The sequence below is a fragment of the Acidovorax sp. Root402 genome (assembly GCF_001425125.1).
Lineage (GTDB): Bacteria > Pseudomonadota > Gammaproteobacteria > Burkholderiales > Burkholderiaceae_C > Acidovorax > Acidovorax delafieldii.
In genome coordinates this window covers 233,308-248,598 of sequence record NZ_LMDQ01000013.1, presented here as the reverse complement: position 1 = coordinate 248,598, position 15,291 = coordinate 233,308, and the positions used below count along the sequence as shown (strand labels likewise).

Below are 15,291 nucleotides of genomic sequence, written 5' to 3'. Positions count from 1 at the left end.
CAGACGCCAAGAGTAGAAGCGTTCAGCGGCCACCGCCCGGAAATTGCTCTTGAAGCATGCAATGGACTGACGCCACCACGGGCGCGCAGGACTGTGCGTCTTCAGGAGGCCGGTGCCCCCACCTCGCAGCCCCAGCGCCCTGTCGGTTGATTGCATGCACCCCGTTCGGAGGGGTGTGAAGCCTGGCTTTTCACTCCCCCGTGGTTACCCGCCAACGACCAGGAGTGCTCCACCATGCAACGCCGTTCCCTCATCCGCGCCACCGGCGCCGCCGCCCTTCTGTCTGCCACACCGTTTGTGCGCGCCCAGGGCAATCTGCAGAAGTTCAAGTTCAACCTGGGCTGGAAGATCGAGGCCTCGGGCGCAGGCTTTTTGTTGGCGCAGCAGCGGGGCTATTACAAGGATGCGGGCCTCGATGTCACCATCGACACCGGCAACGGGTCTGCCTCGGCCATCAGCCTGGTGGCGGGCGGTGCGTATGACGTGGCATCGGCCGACCTCTCGACCATGATCGAGTTCAACACCGCCAATCCGCAGTCCAGGCTGGCAGCGGTCGCCATCCAGTACGACCTGAACCCCAACTCGGTCATGGTACGCAAGGACGGCGCCATCAAGAAGCCCGCCGACCTGGCGGGCAAGACCATCCTGGGCCAGCCCTTCAACGCTTCGCGCAAGCTCTTTCCCGCCTTTGCCAAGGCACAGGGCTTTGATGGCAGCGGCGTGAAATGGGAAAACGTGGCACCCGACATCGGCGACACACGCTTCGTCAAAGGCGATTTCGACGCAGCGGCGTACTTCTTCTTCACGGGTCTGCTCAACCTGAAGGCGCGGGGCCTGACGCCGGATCAGATCACGGTGTTCCGCTTTTCGGACTATGGCCTCAAGTCGTATGGCAATGGGCTCATTGCCAACGCCAAGAGCATGCAGGACAACCCGGACGCCATGAAGGCCTTCGTCAAAGCCACCACACGCGGCTGGGTCGATGCGATTGCCGACCCGCGCGCCGGCGCTGCCGCCATCAAGGCCCGAGAGCCCCTGGCCCATGAAGAGATCGAGTTCGAACGCCTGCAGCTCATCGTGGACGGCACCATGAAGACCGCCGAGACACGCGCCAACGGCTGGGGCGCTGCCACGCCTGCGCGCCTGCAGGCCACCATCGATGAGACCGTGGCAGCCTTTGGCCTCAAGAGCAGCCTGGCGGTGGCCGACATCTGGACCGACCGCTTTCTGCCCCCGGCCGTAGACCGCAAGCTCAAGGCCTGACCGGGGGAAAGCCATGGGCATCCCCCTCCTCGACCTCAGCGGCGCCCTGCAGCCGGGCGCGCCGCGCAGCCCCGCCGTGATGGCCGTGGCCGCCCAACTGCGCCAGGCCTGCACGGGCCCGGGGTTCTTCTACGTGCGCCACCACGGTGTGCCGCAGGACACCATTGCGCGCCAGTTTGCCTTGGCGCAGCAGTTCTTCGACCTGCCGCTGGCCTCCAAGGAAGCGATTTCGCTGCACCACTCACCCGCGATGCGGGGCTACGAAAGCCTGGGCGGGCAGACCCTGGACGCGAATGCGCGCCCGGACCTCAAGGAGAGCTTCTACTGCGGGCTGGACTACGCGGCAGACCATCCGTATGTGCAGCGCGGCTACCACTCCTACGGCAGCAACCAGTGGCCGGAGGCGTTGCCCGAGCTGGCCACCCAGAGCCGCACCTACATCGCCGCCATGCGGCAACTGGCCCTGCGGCTGATGCAGCTGCTGGCGCTTTCGCTCGACCTGCCCGAGGATTACTTCGACCACACACACCAGAGCCCCATGCTCACGCTGCGGCTGCTGCGCTACCCACCCCATCCTGAGAGCGCCGATGCGCTCACCTTTGGCGCGGGCGAGCACACCGACTGGGGTGCCATCACCCTGCTGGCCCAGGACCACCATGGCGGGCTGGAGGTGAAACTGCCCACCGGCGAATGGGTGGCTGCCACACCCATCGAGGGAGCGCTGGTGGTGAACCTGGGCGACATGATTCCGCGCTGGACGAATGGGCTGTACCGATCCAACCCCCACCGCGTGCGCAATGTGCACAGCGGGGGCGCACCGCGCCACTCCATTCCGTTTTTCTACACGCCCGACTACGAGGCCCAGGTGGTCCCCGTCCCCACCTGTGTGCCTGCGGGTGAGTCGCCGCGCTTTGCACCCTGCACCGTGGGCGAGCACCTGCAGGCCATGTACCGCAAGACGTACGGCCTGGGTCAAGCCACCACCCCAGCCAGCGCGGCGGTGATGGCATGAGGCTCTGGTTCAACCTGCTGTGCCAGGACATCGAGGCGCAGCTTCAGTTCTATCAAGCCCTGCTGCAATTGCCCGAGGCGTCGGGGACGCGCTCGGCCATCTACCGGGCGGTGGAGACCGAGCACTTCCAGCTCGGCTTCAATGCCCCCGAGGCCTATGCCCTGCTGGGCCTGGCCGACCGGCAGCCTGGCGCAGCCTTGCCGTCACCACGCGGCGTGACAGGCTATGCCACCTTCATGCTGGACACACCGGACGCCGTGGAGGCTGCCACCGAAAAGGCCAAAGCTCTGGGCGGACAGGTCATCAAACCACCCTACGCCACCTATTACGGCCAATGGCAGGCGGTGCTGGCGGACCCGGAGGACAACGTGTTCCGGATAAGCGCTGTGGGTGTACCGCGCCACGTCGCTTGAGCCTGCCCCTGCCCGGCCGCGCCATCGACGGCAGCCGCCCACCCAGGCATCGGCGGGGCGGACAAGCGTCCACCCCTGCCTCCCAAGTCACGCGTCAATAAACCTTGAAGTTGGCCGCCACCCGCTGGTTCAGGTATTCGCCCGCGGCAATCGCCGGGTACTTCTTGCCGGGCCCTTCGATGATGGCGTCGCGGTTGGCCTGGGCAAAGAAGGCGATGCTGTAGCGCGGCCCCATGTAATCGCCGGGCAGAGGGTTCTTCACACGGTGGAAGTTGCTGGGCAGCTGGTCGTCGCTCCAGCGCATCAGCATGTCGCCGATGTTGCAGGTGATGGCCTGCTCGTCGGGCTCCACCGAGGTCCAGGCCTGGGTGCCCATCTCCTTGCCTGGGCACACCTGCAAGCCGCCCTGGCCCTGGCGCTGAAAGAGCAGGGTCAGGCAATCAAAGTCGGTATGTGCCCCGGCGCGCCACAGGCCCAGGTGGGCTTGCTGCTCGGGCGGGGTCGCAAAGTAGTGCAGCAGGCGCAAGGTGCTTTGGTAGCTGGCCTGCGCAGGGTCGTGCGCGCGGGCAAAGAAGGCCTCGTCAAACCCCAGCTTCCACGCAAAGCACGACAGCACCTGCATGGCCACCTGCCAGCACTGGCCTTCGAAGGCGAGCATGGTGGCCTGAAAGCCCGCCAGCTCCTCGCCGGAGGGCCACAGGCCCGCCATGTGCGGGCGGGTGATCTGGTACGACTCCTTCTGGTCCGGCGTGCCGGTGGAGGGGCGCACCTGCGCGCGGCTCTCCCAGCCCACATTCAGCGCTTTCTTGAGCGGGTACTGCGCCTTCACGGCGTCGGGCAGCGCAAAGAAGCGCTCGGTCATCGCAAAGGCGTTGCGCACCTCGGCCAGGTCAATGCCGTGGTTCACGATCTGGAAAAAGCCAACATCGACGGCGGCGTCCCACAGCTGGTCGGCAATCTCGGTCTTGCGCTGCGCAAAGTGGCTGAGGTCGATGCGGCGGATCTCGCGGCTTGCGGTTTCCGAGCCCATTGCGCCCATGCGCGTTTCTTTTTGCAGCTCGGCGAGGTCGTAGGTGGCAGTGGTGGTCATGCAGTTCTCCTGAAGACAAGTGGAAGGAAGAAAGGCCCTCCCGCTGGGCGCTTCAAGAGCGTTTGGCACCGCCTGCGGCAGCCGCCCGTTCAACCCTTGAAGCCACGGTGTGCCAACGCACACCGCTGTGCGCACAGCGGGCTTCAAGAGCAATTTCCGACTGGCATCGCCCCGCGCAGGATGGCACAGGGGCAACGCAGTGAACGCTTCTACTCTTGCCAAAAGCGATGCAAGAAGAATGCCCACGGCTCCTTGCTTGTGTGTCCAAGCAGGGTGAGAGCGCTTGTGTACAGCGCATCAAAAGCCATGCATACATGTCACTGATTGTGATTGGCATGCCAAATGCATAGCGCCCTGCACTACAGCGGCGGACGTGCAGACAGTCCGGCGTTGCACAACGACAGCCACCCACCCACCATCGACGGAGACACCTACACCATGCACGCGCTCATGTCTGCACCCCCGGCCAGCTTTGACGACCCCACCCCCATCAACGACACCGACGGCACCTACCTGCGCCAGGCCATCGCGTGGTCGTGCACGGCCCGCGCGCGCGGCAACCGTCCGTTTGGTGCCGTGGTCATCAGTGCCGAAGGGCGCCTGCTGGCCGAGGCCTACTGCAACACCACCGAGACCGGCGACTGCACCGGCCACGCCGAGACCAATGCCGTGCGCCAGCTCAGCCCGCGTGTGGGCCGCGATGCCCTGGCCAAGGCCACGCTGTATTCCTCGGCCGAGCCCTGCGTGATGTGCGCGGGCGCCATCTTCTGGTCGGGCATTGGGCGCGTGGTGTTCGGCATTGATGCCGAACGCCTGCGCGTGTTCCGGGGCGAGCGGGCCGAACAGCGCGACGCCGAGCTGTCGTGCCGCGACGTGTTTGCCGCCTCGCCCCACGCCATCGAATGCATCGGCCCGGCGCTGGTCGAAGAAGCCAGCGCACCGCATATCGGGTTCTGGAAAGTCTGACCCACTCCTGCGCGGGCAGAATCTGCGGCGCACACTCTGCAATCCCCCCATGCCTCGCACCAAAGCCATGACCGAATCCGAAGCCGAAGCCGCCTCCGGCGCGCTGCTCAGCCGCGCCAAACAGGGGCGCGAACGCATCCTGGGCGCCATCCGCGAGGCAGCCATTGCCGAGTTCAGTCGCCATGGTTTCAAGGGGGCATCCACCAAAGCCATTGCCGAGCGCGCCGGCCTGACCAAGCCCCAGCTGCACTACTACATCAGCAGCAAGGAAGAGCTGTACGAAGAGTTGCTGTACTCGGTGCTCAACGGCTGGTCGGGCGCCTTCATTTTTGACAGCAACAGCGACGATCCCAAGAAGGTGTTGAGCAGCTATGTGCGCAAGAAGCTCGACTACGCACTGGACAACCCGGGCCTGTCGCGCATCTTCACCACCGAGGTGCTGGGCGGTGGGCGCAACCTGGGCAAGTACTGGCCGGTGGCCGTCAAGTCCACCCAGCAGAAGGTGGACCTCATCAACCGCTGGATTGCCGAAGGCCGCATGCGCAAGGTGGACGCCAAGGTTTTGCTGATGCAGATCTGGGGCATGACGCAGCACTACGCCGACTACGGCGTGCAGGTGCACATCATGCTGGGCCTGGCGCCCGACGAGCCCATCGACCGCGAGCCCATCGTGCGTGAACTCACCACCTTTGTGCTGCTGGGCTGCGGCCTCGCACCAGACTAAGGCCCCCGCCCCATTCTGGGCATGCATCGGGTGCCCGAGGGACGAGTCCCGGGAAATTTGCACCAGCACGCGGCGTCAAAAGCCGCTTTCAGGCCGCGTTGATCCACCACAAAGACGTTTGACCGCTTTTTGTGGCTGGCACAGCCTTTGCAATAGTTTGACCAATCGATCAAATCACATGGTCAAACAATGCAGACAGCCCCTGACACCGCCAGCAGTACCTGCGCCACCCGCACAGAACACGCATTCGAGCTGATCCTGCAGCGCAGCCAGATGCGCTTGCCCGTCGCCCCCGGCGAGAGCATGGCCGATGTGCTGCAGCTCGCTGGCGTACCGCTGGAAACCCTGTGCGAGCAGGGTATGTGCGGCACCTGCGTCACCCGCTGGCTGGACGGCGAGCCCGACCACCGCGACAGCTGCCTGAGCGCTGCAGAGCAAGCCACCCACGTCGCCGTGTGCTGCGCGCGCAGCCACAGCGCCACGCTCACGCTGGACCTGTAGGCCCATCCCCCACAACCCGAAGGCCCCCCGCCATGCGCATCCTCGTGATCTATTGCCACCCGGTAGAGACCAGCTACAACGCAGCCCTGCACACCGAGGTGGTGCAGCAGCTGCGCGGCGCGGGCCATGAGGTGGACGACTGCGACCTGTACGCCGAGGGCTTCAACCCCGTGATGACACGCGAAGAGCGCCTGGGCTACCACGAGGTGCCCAGCAACCAGTTGCCCGTGCAGGGCTATGTGGACCGCCTGCTCTGGGCCGAAGCCGTGGTGTTCTGCTTTCCCACCTGGTGCTTTGGCATGCCGGCGATGCTCAAGGGATTTTTCGACCGCGTGCTCATGCCCGGCGTGGCCTTTGACATCAGCGATCCGCACAACGTCAAGCCCTCACTCACCCACATCAGGCGCATCTCGGCCGTGGTCACTTACGGGCGCCCCCGCTGGACGGCCCTGTTCATGGGCGACCCGCCGCGCAAGTCCATCACCCGCTACATGCGCCTGCTCACGGGCGGCAAGGCGCGGGTGGACTACCACGCCTATTACCACATGAACGTGGCCACACCGCCCCGGCTGGCGGCCTTCAAGGCCCGCGTGGGCCAGGCGATGGCGCGCTTTGCATAAGACAACGTTCTAAGGGCCACGGCATGCACGCATCCAACACCCCCGACCACATCCTGCGCGCCCGGTTGCCGCGCTGGCTGCTGCCCTCCGCGTGGCCGCAGCAGGGCCACCAGCCCGCACTGGCCGATCTGCGCCTGGCCCAGGGCCGCATCGTGCAGGTGCTGCCCCACGGCACCCAGCCTGCGCTACACGGCGCTGTGTGGGACGTGGCAGGCGCGCTGGTGCTGCCCGGCCTGGTCGATGCGCACACCCACCTGGACAAGGCCTTCACCCTGCCGCGCATGGGAGAGGTCAAACCCGGCCTGCTGGGCGCCATCGAGGCCATGATGTTGGATCGCCAGGGCTGGACCGAAGCCGACATCCACGCCCGCGCCAGCCGCGCGCTGCAATGGGCCTACGACGCAGGCACCGTCCACCTGCGCACCCACTGCGACTGGTGGGAGCCCGACGCGCAGCCGCTGGCCTGGAACGTGTTGCACGCACTGGCCCACGACTGGGCCGACCGCATCACGCTGGAGCGCGTGAGCCTGATCCCCTTGCATCTGTACACGGACCGCAGCGCCGCCCTGCGGCTGGCGGCCACCGTGGCTGCGAGCGGCCCTGGCGCCTTGCTGGGCGGGTTTGTGCACTCTACCAACTGGGACCCGCAGGCGCTGCGCCACCTGTTGGAAGCCGCACAACACCACGGGCTGAACGTGGACCTGCATGTGGACGAAGAACTGCACCCCGGCGCACAGGGCTTGGCGACCACGGCCGCACTGCTCAAGGAGCTGGGTTTCGAAGGCCATGTGGTCTGCGGCCACACCTGCGCCCTGGCCGCACAGGACGAGGCCACGGCCCTCGCCACGCTCGACGCCGTGGCACAAAGCCCGATCACGCTGGTCACGCTGCCCATCACCAACCTGCTGCTGCAGGACGCCACCACCGGCCGCACACCGCGCCAGCGCGGCCTGACGCTGGTGAAGGAAGCCCGTGCACGTGGCATCCCGGTGCTGGTGGCCAGCGACAACGTGCAAGACCCGTTCTGCCCCGTGGGCAGCTTTGACCCGCTGGAAGCCCTGGCCACGGGCGTGCTGGCTGCGCAGCTGGATGCACCTTTCGACCAATGGAGCGAATCGCTGTGCCGCGCCGACTGGCTGTGCACCGGCCGCACTGGCACCACGGCGCTGCCGCTGCAGCCTGGCACGGTGGCTGACCTGCTGGTCTTCACGCAGGCTGACCACTGGGGCTTTCCATCGCGCGCACAAAGCCGTGTGGTGCTGCGCCAGGGCCGCGTCGCCAGCGGCCATGCACCGGCTGCCTGGCATGTGCCAACCACCCAATCCGCAAGGAGCCTCGCATGAGCCCCACATCTGCGCCCGTACCTGCGCCAGGTATCGCCCAGCCCCTGGCCCGCTACGCCGCATGGCGCCGCGCAGGCGACTTCATCTACCTGAGCGGGATCATTGCCGTGGACCCTGCCGCCAGCCGCATCGTGCGTGGCTACGACGACATCCCGCATGAGGCCGCCACGCTGATTGGCCGCACGGGCGAGTTCAGCAGCGACATCAAGGAAGGCCCCATCCTCGCGCAGAGCTGGTATGTGCTCGACCGCATCCGCCAGACCATCGAGGCCGCAGGCGGCCAGATGTCCGACGTGTTCAAGCTGGTGCAGTACTTCAAGAACCTGGACCACTTCCCACAGTACAGCCGCGTGCGCAAGCTGTTCTTCCCCGGCGAGCCCCCCGCATCCACCGTCGTGGAAGTGAGCGGCATGTTACCCACGCCCGACATCCTGATCGAGGTCGAAGCCACGGCCTATCTGCCACAGCGCTGATACAGCCCCAACACCCTCACGAAAGTCTTTCATGCTGCACGGCTACAACCCGCCCCACCGCTACCTGCCCTACCTGAGCTGGACCGAGATCGCCGACCTGCCGGACAAGGAGAACACCGTCATCGTGCTGCCCACGGGCGCCACCGAGCAGCACGGCCCGCACCTGCCCTGTGCGGTGGACACGGTGATCAGCGCGGGTGTGGTGGGCCATGCGCTGGCGCGCCTGCCGGCCGATGTGCCTGCGTTTGCGATGGCGCCGATCACCTACGGCAAGTCCGAAGAGCACCTGCACTTCCCCGGCACCGTCACGCTGAGCGGCGAGACCCTGCTGGCCACCATGAACGAAGTGGGCGAGTCGGTCTACCGCGCGGGTTTTCGCAAGCTGCTGTTTGTCAACGGCCACGGCGGCCAGCCGCAGGTGATGGAGATGTGTGCGCGCGAGCTGCGCCTGCGCCATGGCGACTTCATTGTGGTGCCCAGCTTCACCTGGCGTGTGCCACATGTGGCGGGCAAGTACCTGTCCGACACCGAAAAGAAACTGGCCATGCACGCAGGCCATGCCGAGACCGCGTTGATGCTGGCGCTGGCCCCCGACACCGTGCACATGGAGCGTGCGGTCGTCAACTACCCGCCCGTTTTTGACTCGCCCCTGCTCTCACCCGACGGCCGCCCGGCCTGTGCCTGGAGTGCGCGCGACTTCGGCCCCAGCGGAATCATTGGCGACCCGCTGCCCGCCACGGCCGAACAGGGGCACGCCATCCTCGACTCGCTGGCCGTGAGCTGGGCCGCCGCCATTACCGAGCTGCACAAGCTGCAGTGGGCACCGCGCACTGAGCCCACCTGGGGCCGCGCCCATCACACCGGCCACGTGGAGCACTCCAGCGCACTGGCCTGAAACCTGCGAACGCCACCGCAAAACCTTTTCGCCTTCCCCTTCGTTGTCCCTTCGTTCCACCTCCACCACCCTACCGGAGTACCACCATGATGAAGACCGCCTCCCGCCTTTCCAAACTTGGTGCAGCCGCGCTGCTCGCTGTTGGTGCCGTCGGCACCATGCAAGCCCACGCGCAGGAAAAGTTCACCTACATGACCAACTGGTATGCGCAGGCCGAGCATGGCGGCTTCTACCAGGCGGTGGCTACGGGCCTGTACAAAAAGTACGGGCTGGATGTGACCATCAAGATGGGCGGCCCGCAGGTCAACATCGTGCAGATGATGGCCGCCGGCCAGGCCGAATGCGTGATGGGGTCGAGCGACCTGCAGATGATCCAGATGCGTGAAGGCGGCGTGCCCGTGGTCAATGTGGCGGCCGTATTCCAGAAGGACCCGCAGGTACTCATCGCGCACGAGGACGTGAAGAAATTCGAAGACCTCAAGGGCAAGACCATCCTGATCGCCTCGTCGGCCCAGCGCGGCTACTGGCCCTGGCTCAAGGCCAAATACGGCTTCACCGATTCGCAGACCCGCCCCTACACCTTCAACATCCAGCCCTTCGTGGCCGACAAGAACGCCGCCCAGCAGGGCTACCTGACATCCGAGCCGTTTGCGATTGCCAAGGCGGGCGTCAAGGCGAACACGCTGATGTTCAGCGACCAAGGCTACCCAGCCTACGCCACCACCATCTCGTGCATGGAAAAGACGGTGAAGGACCGCGGCGCCGCCGTGGCCTCGTTCGTGAAGGCATCGATGGAAGGCTGGAAGAGCTACCTGGCCGACCCCGCCCCGGCCAACGCGCTCATCAAGAAGGACAACCCCAACATGACCGACGAGCAGCTCGCCTACAGCGTGGCCAAACTCAAGGAAATGGGCATGGCCACCGGGGGTGACGCGGCCACCATGGGCATCGGCATCATGACCGACGCACGCGCCAAGGCCAGCTACGACTTCCTGGTGGACGCCAAGCTCATCGACCCTGCCAAGGTGAAGCTGGCCGAGACCTACACAACTTCGTTCGTCAAAGACCTCAAGGTTCTTCCTTGATCCCCCCTGAGTCGCTTCGCGCCTTCCCCCAAGGGGGACAACGCCCTCGCTGCGGGGCGGCCCTTGCTCGGCGTTCGCTGGCTCGGGCCGCGCCAGTTTCCAGCGGCTGGCGCCAAGCCAAGCGCTACGACAGATAAGCCCCAACGCCCTGACACAGCGGCCAGCCTCCCCGGCCACATCCATCGAAAGGCACCACCATGTCCATTCCCGCTGCCTCGCCACCTCTGGCACCCGCGCCGCGCCCCACACCCGCCGTGGAGGTGCTCTCGGCCGAAAAAACCTACCCCAATGGCACCCAGGCCCTGCTGCCGGTGGACCTGACCATTGAGGAAGGCGAGTTCGTCACCCTGCTCGGCCCCTCGGGCTGCGGCAAGAGCACGCTGCTGAAAATGGTGGCGGGGCTGCTGGAGCCCACCGACGGCCGCCTGCACCTGTGGCGCAAGCCCGTGGCGCAGCTGGAAGAGAGCGGCAAGAAGATGGCGTTTGTCTTCCAGTCGCCCACGCTCATGCCCTGGGCCAGTGTGCAGACCAATGTGCGCCTGCCGCTGGACCTGGCGGGCGTGCCCCGCGCCGAGGCGGATGAGCGCGTGACCGAAGCGCTGGCGCTGGTGGGGTTGTCGAAATTTGCCCATGCGCTACCCCGAGCGCTGTCCGGCGGCATGCAGATGCGCGTGTCGATTGCGCGCGGCCTGGTCACCCAGCCCGACCTGCTGCTGATGGACGAGCCCTTTGGCGCACTCGACGAAATCACGCGCCACAAGCTCGACGCCGACCTGCTCGACTTGTGGCGCAAGAAAAAACTCACCGTGATCTTTGTGACGCACTCGATCCACGAGGCGGTGTTCCTCTCCAGCCGCGTGGTCATGATGGCCGCACGCCCCGGTCGCGTGGTCGAAGAGTTCCGCATCGACGCGCCCTACCCCCGCACGGCCGACTTCATGGTGTCGCCCGAATTCAGCCGCTACGCCAAGCTGCTGCAGGACAGCCTGCTGCGCGCCAGCGTGGACACCGAGGAGACCGTGGCATGAGCACCCCCTTCCCTTCCGCACCGATGGCGTCGCCCGTGGTCACCGCCCACCCCTCAGCCGCCCCGCGCTCAGCGCCTGCACCCGTCGCTGCCAAACCTGCCGCCAAGGCCACACCCAAACGCCCGCCGCTCATGGCCCAGCCCCGCGTGCAGCGCGTGGTCTACCCAGTGCTGGTCGGCTTGGTGCTGATTGCGCTGTGGCAGGGCCTGGTCACGGCCATGGAGCTACCGCCCTACCTGGTGCCCTCGCCCATCCTGATGATGAAGACGCTGTTCACCGATTGGGCCGCACTGGGCGGCTCGCTGTGGGTCACCGTCAAGATCACGGTGCTGGCCTTTGTGGTGGCCACCGTGGCGGGTGTGCTGATCTCGTTCCTGTTTGTGCAGAGCAAACGCATCGAGACCGCGCTCTTCCCCTACGCCGTGCTGCTGCAGGTCACGCCCATCGTGGCCGTGGCGCCGCTCATCATCATCTGGGTGAAGGACCCGACCGCGTCCATGGTGATCTGCGCCGCACTGGTCGCCCTGTTCCCCATCATCAGCAACACCACGCTGGGTTTGCGCAGCGTGGAGCCTGACCTGCAAAGCTACTTCCAGCTCAACCGCGCCACGCGGCTGCAGACGCTGCTGCGCCTGCGCATCCCGAGCGCGCTGCCCTACTTTTTTGGCGGGCTGCGCATTTCCAGCGGCCTGGCGCTCATAGGCGCCGTGGTGGCGGAGTTTGTGGCGGGCACTGGGGGCCAGGGTGCGGGGCTGGCGTACCAGATTCTGCAGGCCGGCTTTCAGCTCAACATCCCGCGCATGTTTGCTGCACTGCTGCTGATTTCGCTCACTGGCGTCGCCTTGTTCGTGCTGATGGCCTGGCTCACCCGTGTCGCCCTGGGCGGCTGGCACGCCAGCGAAACGTCGCACGACTAGCCCTTTCAACCCCATCGCCAACACACCGCGCGCAGCCACTTGCGCGCGGCAAGGGCTTTCTTTTGCCCAAAACGGCCACCAGCGGCCAAGGAGATACCGACATGACCACCACCGCCCATCAACTGCCCGACCTGCTGCCCGGCCTCGACTGGATCGCCGACCCGCTGCGCGTGGGCCGCCTCTCACAGGACTTTGCCTGGTTCAGCCCCGTGCTCAAGCGTGACCTGGCGGGCAAGCGCGGCGACATCGCCGTGCGCCCGCGCACCGAAGCAGAAATCCGCCAGGTGGTGGCCGCCTGCGCCAGCGCGGGCATCCCCCTCACCGTGCGCGGCAGCGGCACCGGCAACTACGGCCAGAGCACGCCACTGCACGGCGGCGTGATCCTGGACCTGTCGGGCTACAACGCCTTTGGCTGGGTGCGCGGCGGTGTGGGCCGCGCGCAGTCGGGCATCCGGCTGGCAGACTTTGATGCGCAGGCCAAGCCCCATGGGCAAGAGCTGCGCTGGCTGCCCAGCACCTACCGCAGCGCCACGCTGGGCGGGCTGTTTGGCGGCGGCTTTGGGGGGGCAGGCTCCATCAACCACGGCCCGCTGGCCGCGCCTGGCAACGTGCTGGCCGTGCGTGCGATGACGGTGGAGCCCGAACCGCAGATCATCGAACTGCACGGCCCCGAAGCCATGCTGCTGCACCACACCTACGGCACCAACGGCATCGTGCTGGAGCTGGAAGTGGCCCTGGCCCCGGCCGTGGAGTGGACCGAATGCATCGCTACCTTCGACAAGTTTGACGCCGCGCTGGACTTTGCCGACCGCTTTGGCAGCGCCCCCGGGCTGGAGAAGAAAGAGGTGTGTTTTGTGGCCGCGCCCATCCCGCAGTACTTCACCAGTCTGGCAGAGCACCTGCCTGCCGACCAGCACGCGGTGCTGCTGCTGGTGGCCCCGCACTCCGAGGCCGGCATGCGCGACATGGTGGCCCAGCACGGCGGCCAGGTCACCTACCGCAAGACGGCCGACGAAGTGGCCAGCAGCCACAAGACGCTGCTCGAATACACCTGGAACCACACCACCCTGCACGCCCTCAAGGTGGACAAGGGCCTGACCTACATCCAGAGCGGCTTCAACCCCATGCACCGCCTCAAGCAGGTGAAGGCGCTGGAGGCCGCGCTGAAAGGCGAGGTGATGATGCATCTGGAGTTCTTGCGCACCAAGGAGGGCGCCTTCAACTGCAGCGGCCTGCAGATCATCCGCTACACCACCGAAGAGCGTCTGAACCAGATCATGCAGATCTACCGCGACCACGGCGTGCAGATCAACAACCCACATGTGTACATCGTGGAAGACGGCAAGCAGAACAACCTGGACCCGGCCGTGGTGGGCATGAAGCGCCGCTTTGACCCCCAGGGCCTGCTCAACCCGGGCAAGCTGCGCAGCTGGTACACGGCCGAACCCACAGCCCCCGTGCAGACACCTGTACGCCAAACAGCGTAGAGAAAACGGGTGGCGCGTGTCGCACCCACGGGCCTCTACCGCTTGCCTGCAGGGCATAATCAGCTACTCATTTAGTAGCAAACCATCGAAACATGCCCTGGCACGCCCGCCTTCAGCTCGACTACACGGCAGAACATAGCGCCCGCACGGTAGCCCGCTACGAGCACAACGGGCCGCTGCGCATCCTGCAAAGCCTGTACCCCGAGGGCGACGCCATCTGCCACAACGTGCTGGTGCACCCGCCCGGCGGCTTGGTGGGCGGCGACACGCTGGACATCACCGCCACCGTGGGCCCAGGCGCCCACGGCCTGGTCACCACGCCCGGCGCCACGCGCTTTTACCGCTCCACCGGCCCGCTGGCACTGCAGCGCAGCCACCTCACCCTGGCCGAAGGCGCGCGCCTGGAATGGCTGCCGCTGGAGGCCCTGTGCTACAGCGCCTGCCACGCTGAAAACCACCTCACGCTGAACCTCGCCTCCGGCGCCGAATGCATCGCCTGGGACGTGACCGCACTGGGCCTGCCGCACGCGGGCCAGCCGTTTGAACAAGGCCGCTTCACCCAGCACCTGGAAGTGCCCGGCCTGTGGCTGGAGCGCGGCGTCGTCGACGCCGCCGATGACCGGCTGCTGAGCAGCCCCTTGGGCTTGGGGGGCCACCGCTGCATGGCCAGCATGTTCTTTGCCGCAGGCACCCCACTTGACCGGACGCGCCGCGACACCTCACTGGACGCGGCCCGTGCGGTGATGGATCAGCACCCCCTGGTCAAGGCCACCGCAGGCGCCACCAGCCCCAACGACCGCATGGTGGTGGTGCGCGTGCTGGCGCCGCAGGTGGAACCCGCGATGAAACTGCTCAAGGCCGTGCGGGTGGCGTGGCGCCAGGCGATGTGGTCGCTGGAAGGGGAAGCACCCCGGATCTGGGCGATGTAAGGAGCCGATCAACACTGCCCTGGAGGAGGTCAGCGCTGCCCGGGATCCAGTGTGAGCCTGGAGGCCAGCAGGTCAGCGGTGTACCGCAGACGGCCGATGTCCACGTCGGCCTGCACGCCACGGCTGAAGCAGCACAACGTGCCATATATCTCCCCGCCCGAAAGCCGCACCGGCGTGCTCAGATGCGTGCCGATGGGAAAGCCGGGGTTGGGTGCCCGGCCCGCCACCACCAGGGGCCCGGCGTCCTTGATCGCTTCAGGCAAGCGCCCCTCGATCACCCACTGACACCAGCTTTCCTCCACGGGGTCCGATCTGCCCGGCTGCACTGCGGAAAAGTCTGCGGCGCTGTCCACCGCCTTAATGGTTCTGCGCCCCTCGGTGATCTGGGACACGAAGGCCACGTCCATGTTGAGGCGGGTGCGCAGCAGCTTCAGCACCTGCGGTACAGCCGCTGGCAGGTCGGGGTCGGCAGCGTCGCTGGTGGCCACCAGCAGTTCGGAAATGGTGACGTCGAGGTCGTCGGGGTTGTAGTCCAGAAACATGCG

Annotated in this window: 17 protein-coding genes; 15 read left to right on the top strand and 2 right to left on the bottom strand. The window is 66.4% G+C overall.

What is annotated here, in order from left to right; all coding sequences use genetic code 11:
* Positions 1-234: 234 nt before the first annotated feature.
* Genes ASC83_RS08635 through ASC83_RS08625 form a run of 3 tightly spaced genes read left to right on the top strand, consistent with a single transcriptional unit; the run spans position 235 to position 2,688 of the window.
* Positions 235-1,263 (top strand): ABC transporter substrate-binding protein, encoded by a 1,029-nt coding sequence (locus ASC83_RS08635; protein ID WP_056060706.1) that lies wholly within the window; start codon positions 235-237, stop codon positions 1,261-1,263.
* Positions 1,264-1,276: 13 nt separating this feature from the next.
* The gene (locus ASC83_RS08630; RefSeq protein ID WP_056060703.1) at positions 1,277-2,275 is read left to right on the top strand and encodes an isopenicillin N synthase family oxygenase; all 999 of its coding nucleotides are present in this window, start codon (positions 1,277-1,279) and stop codon (positions 2,273-2,275) included.
* Positions 2,272-2,688: a glyoxalase/bleomycin resistance/extradiol dioxygenase family protein gene (locus ASC83_RS08625; protein ID WP_056060700.1), complete on the top strand. Its 417-nt coding sequence runs from the start codon at positions 2,272-2,274 to the stop codon at positions 2,686-2,688. Before ASC83_RS08630 ends, ASC83_RS08625 begins: the two co-directional genes overlap by 4 nt.
* Positions 2,689-2,782: 94 nt before the next feature.
* On the opposite strand, the gene ASC83_RS08620 is transcribed toward ASC83_RS08625, so the two are convergent.
* Positions 2,783-3,778 carry an isopenicillin N synthase family oxygenase gene (locus ASC83_RS08620; RefSeq protein ID WP_056060697.1) on the bottom strand — a complete coding sequence of 332 codons (996 nt, stop codon included), beginning with the start codon at positions 3,776-3,778 and terminating at the stop codon, positions 2,783-2,785.
* A gap of 450 nt (positions 3,779-4,228) precedes the next feature.
* Between ASC83_RS08620 and ASC83_RS08615 the strand changes: the two genes are divergently transcribed.
* From ASC83_RS08615 to ASC83_RS08560, 12 genes are all read left to right on the top strand, one after another.
* Positions 4,229-4,744: a nucleoside deaminase gene (locus ASC83_RS08615; protein ID WP_369750496.1), complete on the top strand. Its 516-nt coding sequence runs from the start codon at positions 4,229-4,231 to the stop codon at positions 4,742-4,744.
* A gap of 67 nt (positions 4,745-4,811) precedes the next feature.
* Complete coding sequence (locus tag ASC83_RS08610) at positions 4,812-5,468, top strand: TetR/AcrR family transcriptional regulator (protein ID WP_056062060.1); 657 nt, start codon at positions 4,812-4,814, stop codon at positions 5,466-5,468.
* 189 nt (positions 5,469-5,657) lie between these two features.
* A complete protein-coding gene (locus ASC83_RS08605; RefSeq protein ID WP_056060694.1) occupies positions 5,658-5,969 on the top strand; it encodes a 2Fe-2S iron-sulfur cluster binding domain-containing protein in 312 nt (103 codons plus the stop codon).
* Positions 5,970-6,001: 32 nt separating this feature from the next.
* Positions 6,002-6,589 carry an NAD(P)H-dependent oxidoreductase gene (locus tag ASC83_RS08600; RefSeq protein ID WP_056060691.1) on the top strand — a complete coding sequence of 196 codons (588 nt, stop codon included), beginning with the start codon at positions 6,002-6,004 and terminating at the stop codon, positions 6,587-6,589.
* Between the two features lie 23 nt (positions 6,590-6,612).
* On the top strand, positions 6,613-7,932 hold the full coding sequence (locus tag ASC83_RS08595; protein WP_056060688.1) for an amidohydrolase family protein: 1,320 nt from the start codon (positions 6,613-6,615) through the stop codon (positions 7,930-7,932).
* The gene (locus ASC83_RS08590; protein ID WP_056060685.1) at positions 7,929-8,405 is read left to right on the top strand and encodes a RidA family protein; all 477 of its coding nucleotides are present in this window, start codon (positions 7,929-7,931) and stop codon (positions 8,403-8,405) included. The genes ASC83_RS08595 and ASC83_RS08590 overlap by 4 nt, the downstream gene beginning before the upstream one ends.
* 31 nt (positions 8,406-8,436) lie before the next feature.
* Positions 8,437-9,300: a creatininase family protein gene (locus ASC83_RS08585; RefSeq protein WP_056060682.1), complete on the top strand. Its 864-nt coding sequence runs from the start codon at positions 8,437-8,439 to the stop codon at positions 9,298-9,300.
* An 86-nt stretch (positions 9,301-9,386) separates the two neighbouring features.
* The gene (locus ASC83_RS08580; protein ID WP_056060679.1) at positions 9,387-10,385 is read left to right on the top strand and encodes an ABC transporter substrate-binding protein; all 999 of its coding nucleotides are present in this window, start codon (positions 9,387-9,389) and stop codon (positions 10,383-10,385) included.
* A gap of 197 nt (positions 10,386-10,582) precedes the next feature.
* Positions 10,583-11,413, top strand: a complete 831-nt coding sequence (locus ASC83_RS08575; protein ID WP_056060676.1) for an ABC transporter ATP-binding protein — start codon at positions 10,583-10,585, stop codon at positions 11,411-11,413.
* Positions 11,410-12,330 (top strand): ABC transporter permease, encoded by a 921-nt coding sequence (locus tag ASC83_RS08570; RefSeq protein WP_082522388.1) that lies wholly within the window; start codon positions 11,410-11,412, stop codon positions 12,328-12,330. The genes ASC83_RS08575 and ASC83_RS08570 overlap by 4 nt, the downstream gene beginning before the upstream one ends.
* A 101-nt stretch (positions 12,331-12,431) precedes the next feature.
* Entirely contained in the window at positions 12,432-13,817 is a 1,386-nt protein-coding gene (locus tag ASC83_RS08565) for an FAD-binding oxidoreductase (RefSeq protein ID WP_056060673.1), read from the top strand.
* A 92-nt stretch (positions 13,818-13,909) separates the two neighbouring features.
* A complete protein-coding gene (locus ASC83_RS08560) occupies positions 13,910-14,746 on the top strand; it encodes an urease accessory protein UreD (RefSeq protein ID WP_056060669.1) in 837 nt (278 codons plus the stop codon).
* 29 nt (positions 14,747-14,775) lie between these two features.
* Here the strand turns inward: ASC83_RS08560 and ASC83_RS08555 are convergent, their stop codons facing one another.
* A complete protein-coding gene (locus tag ASC83_RS08555; RefSeq protein WP_056060666.1) occupies positions 14,776-15,288 on the bottom strand; it encodes a GAF domain-containing protein in 513 nt (170 codons plus the stop codon).
* Between the last annotated feature and the right edge of the window lie 3 nt (positions 15,289-15,291).

What these genes read in the sequence shown, in the direction of transcription:
- ASC83_RS08625 (WP_056060700.1), top strand. Translation starts at nt 2,272, where the DNA reads ATGAGGCTCTGGTTCAACCTGCTGTGCCAGGACATCGAGGCGCAGCTT.
- ASC83_RS08620 (WP_056060697.1), bottom strand. Translation starts at nt 3,778, where the DNA reads ATGACCACCACTGCCACCTACGACCTCGCCGAGCTGCAAAAAGAAACG.
- ASC83_RS08600 (WP_056060691.1), top strand. Translation starts at nt 6,002, where the DNA reads ATGCGCATCCTCGTGATCTATTGCCACCCGGTAGAGACCAGCTACAAC.
- ASC83_RS08585 (WP_056060682.1), top strand. Translation starts at nt 8,437, where the DNA reads ATGCTGCACGGCTACAACCCGCCCCACCGCTACCTGCCCTACCTGAGC.
- ASC83_RS08580 (WP_056060679.1), top strand. Translation starts at nt 9,387, where the DNA reads ATGATGAAGACCGCCTCCCGCCTTTCCAAACTTGGTGCAGCCGCGCTG.
- ASC83_RS08635 (WP_056060706.1), top strand. Translation starts at nt 235, where the DNA reads ATGCAACGCCGTTCCCTCATCCGCGCCACCGGCGCCGCCGCCCTTCTG.
- ASC83_RS08595 (WP_056060688.1), top strand. Translation starts at nt 6,613, where the DNA reads ATGCACGCATCCAACACCCCCGACCACATCCTGCGCGCCCGGTTGCCG.
- ASC83_RS08570 (WP_082522388.1), top strand. Translation starts at nt 11,410, where the DNA reads ATGAGCACCCCCTTCCCTTCCGCACCGATGGCGTCGCCCGTGGTCACC.
- ASC83_RS08560 (WP_056060669.1), top strand. Translation starts at nt 13,910, where the DNA reads ATGCCCTGGCACGCCCGCCTTCAGCTCGACTACACGGCAGAACATAGC.
- ASC83_RS08565 (WP_056060673.1), top strand. Translation starts at nt 12,432, where the DNA reads ATGACCACCACCGCCCATCAACTGCCCGACCTGCTGCCCGGCCTCGAC.
- ASC83_RS08615 (WP_369750496.1), top strand. Translation starts at nt 4,229, where the DNA reads ATGTCTGCACCCCCGGCCAGCTTTGACGACCCCACCCCCATCAACGAC.
- ASC83_RS08610 (WP_056062060.1), top strand. Translation starts at nt 4,812, where the DNA reads ATGACCGAATCCGAAGCCGAAGCCGCCTCCGGCGCGCTGCTCAGCCGC.
- ASC83_RS08630 (WP_056060703.1), top strand. Translation starts at nt 1,277, where the DNA reads ATGGGCATCCCCCTCCTCGACCTCAGCGGCGCCCTGCAGCCGGGCGCG.
- ASC83_RS08555 (WP_056060666.1), bottom strand. Translation starts at nt 15,288, where the DNA reads ATGTTTCTGGACTACAACCCCGACGACCTCGACGTCACCATTTCCGAA.
- ASC83_RS08575 (WP_056060676.1), top strand. Translation starts at nt 10,583, where the DNA reads ATGTCCATTCCCGCTGCCTCGCCACCTCTGGCACCCGCGCCGCGCCCC.
- ASC83_RS08590 (WP_056060685.1), top strand. Translation starts at nt 7,929, where the DNA reads ATGAGCCCCACATCTGCGCCCGTACCTGCGCCAGGTATCGCCCAGCCC.
- ASC83_RS08605 (WP_056060694.1), top strand. Translation starts at nt 5,658, where the DNA reads ATGCAGACAGCCCCTGACACCGCCAGCAGTACCTGCGCCACCCGCACA.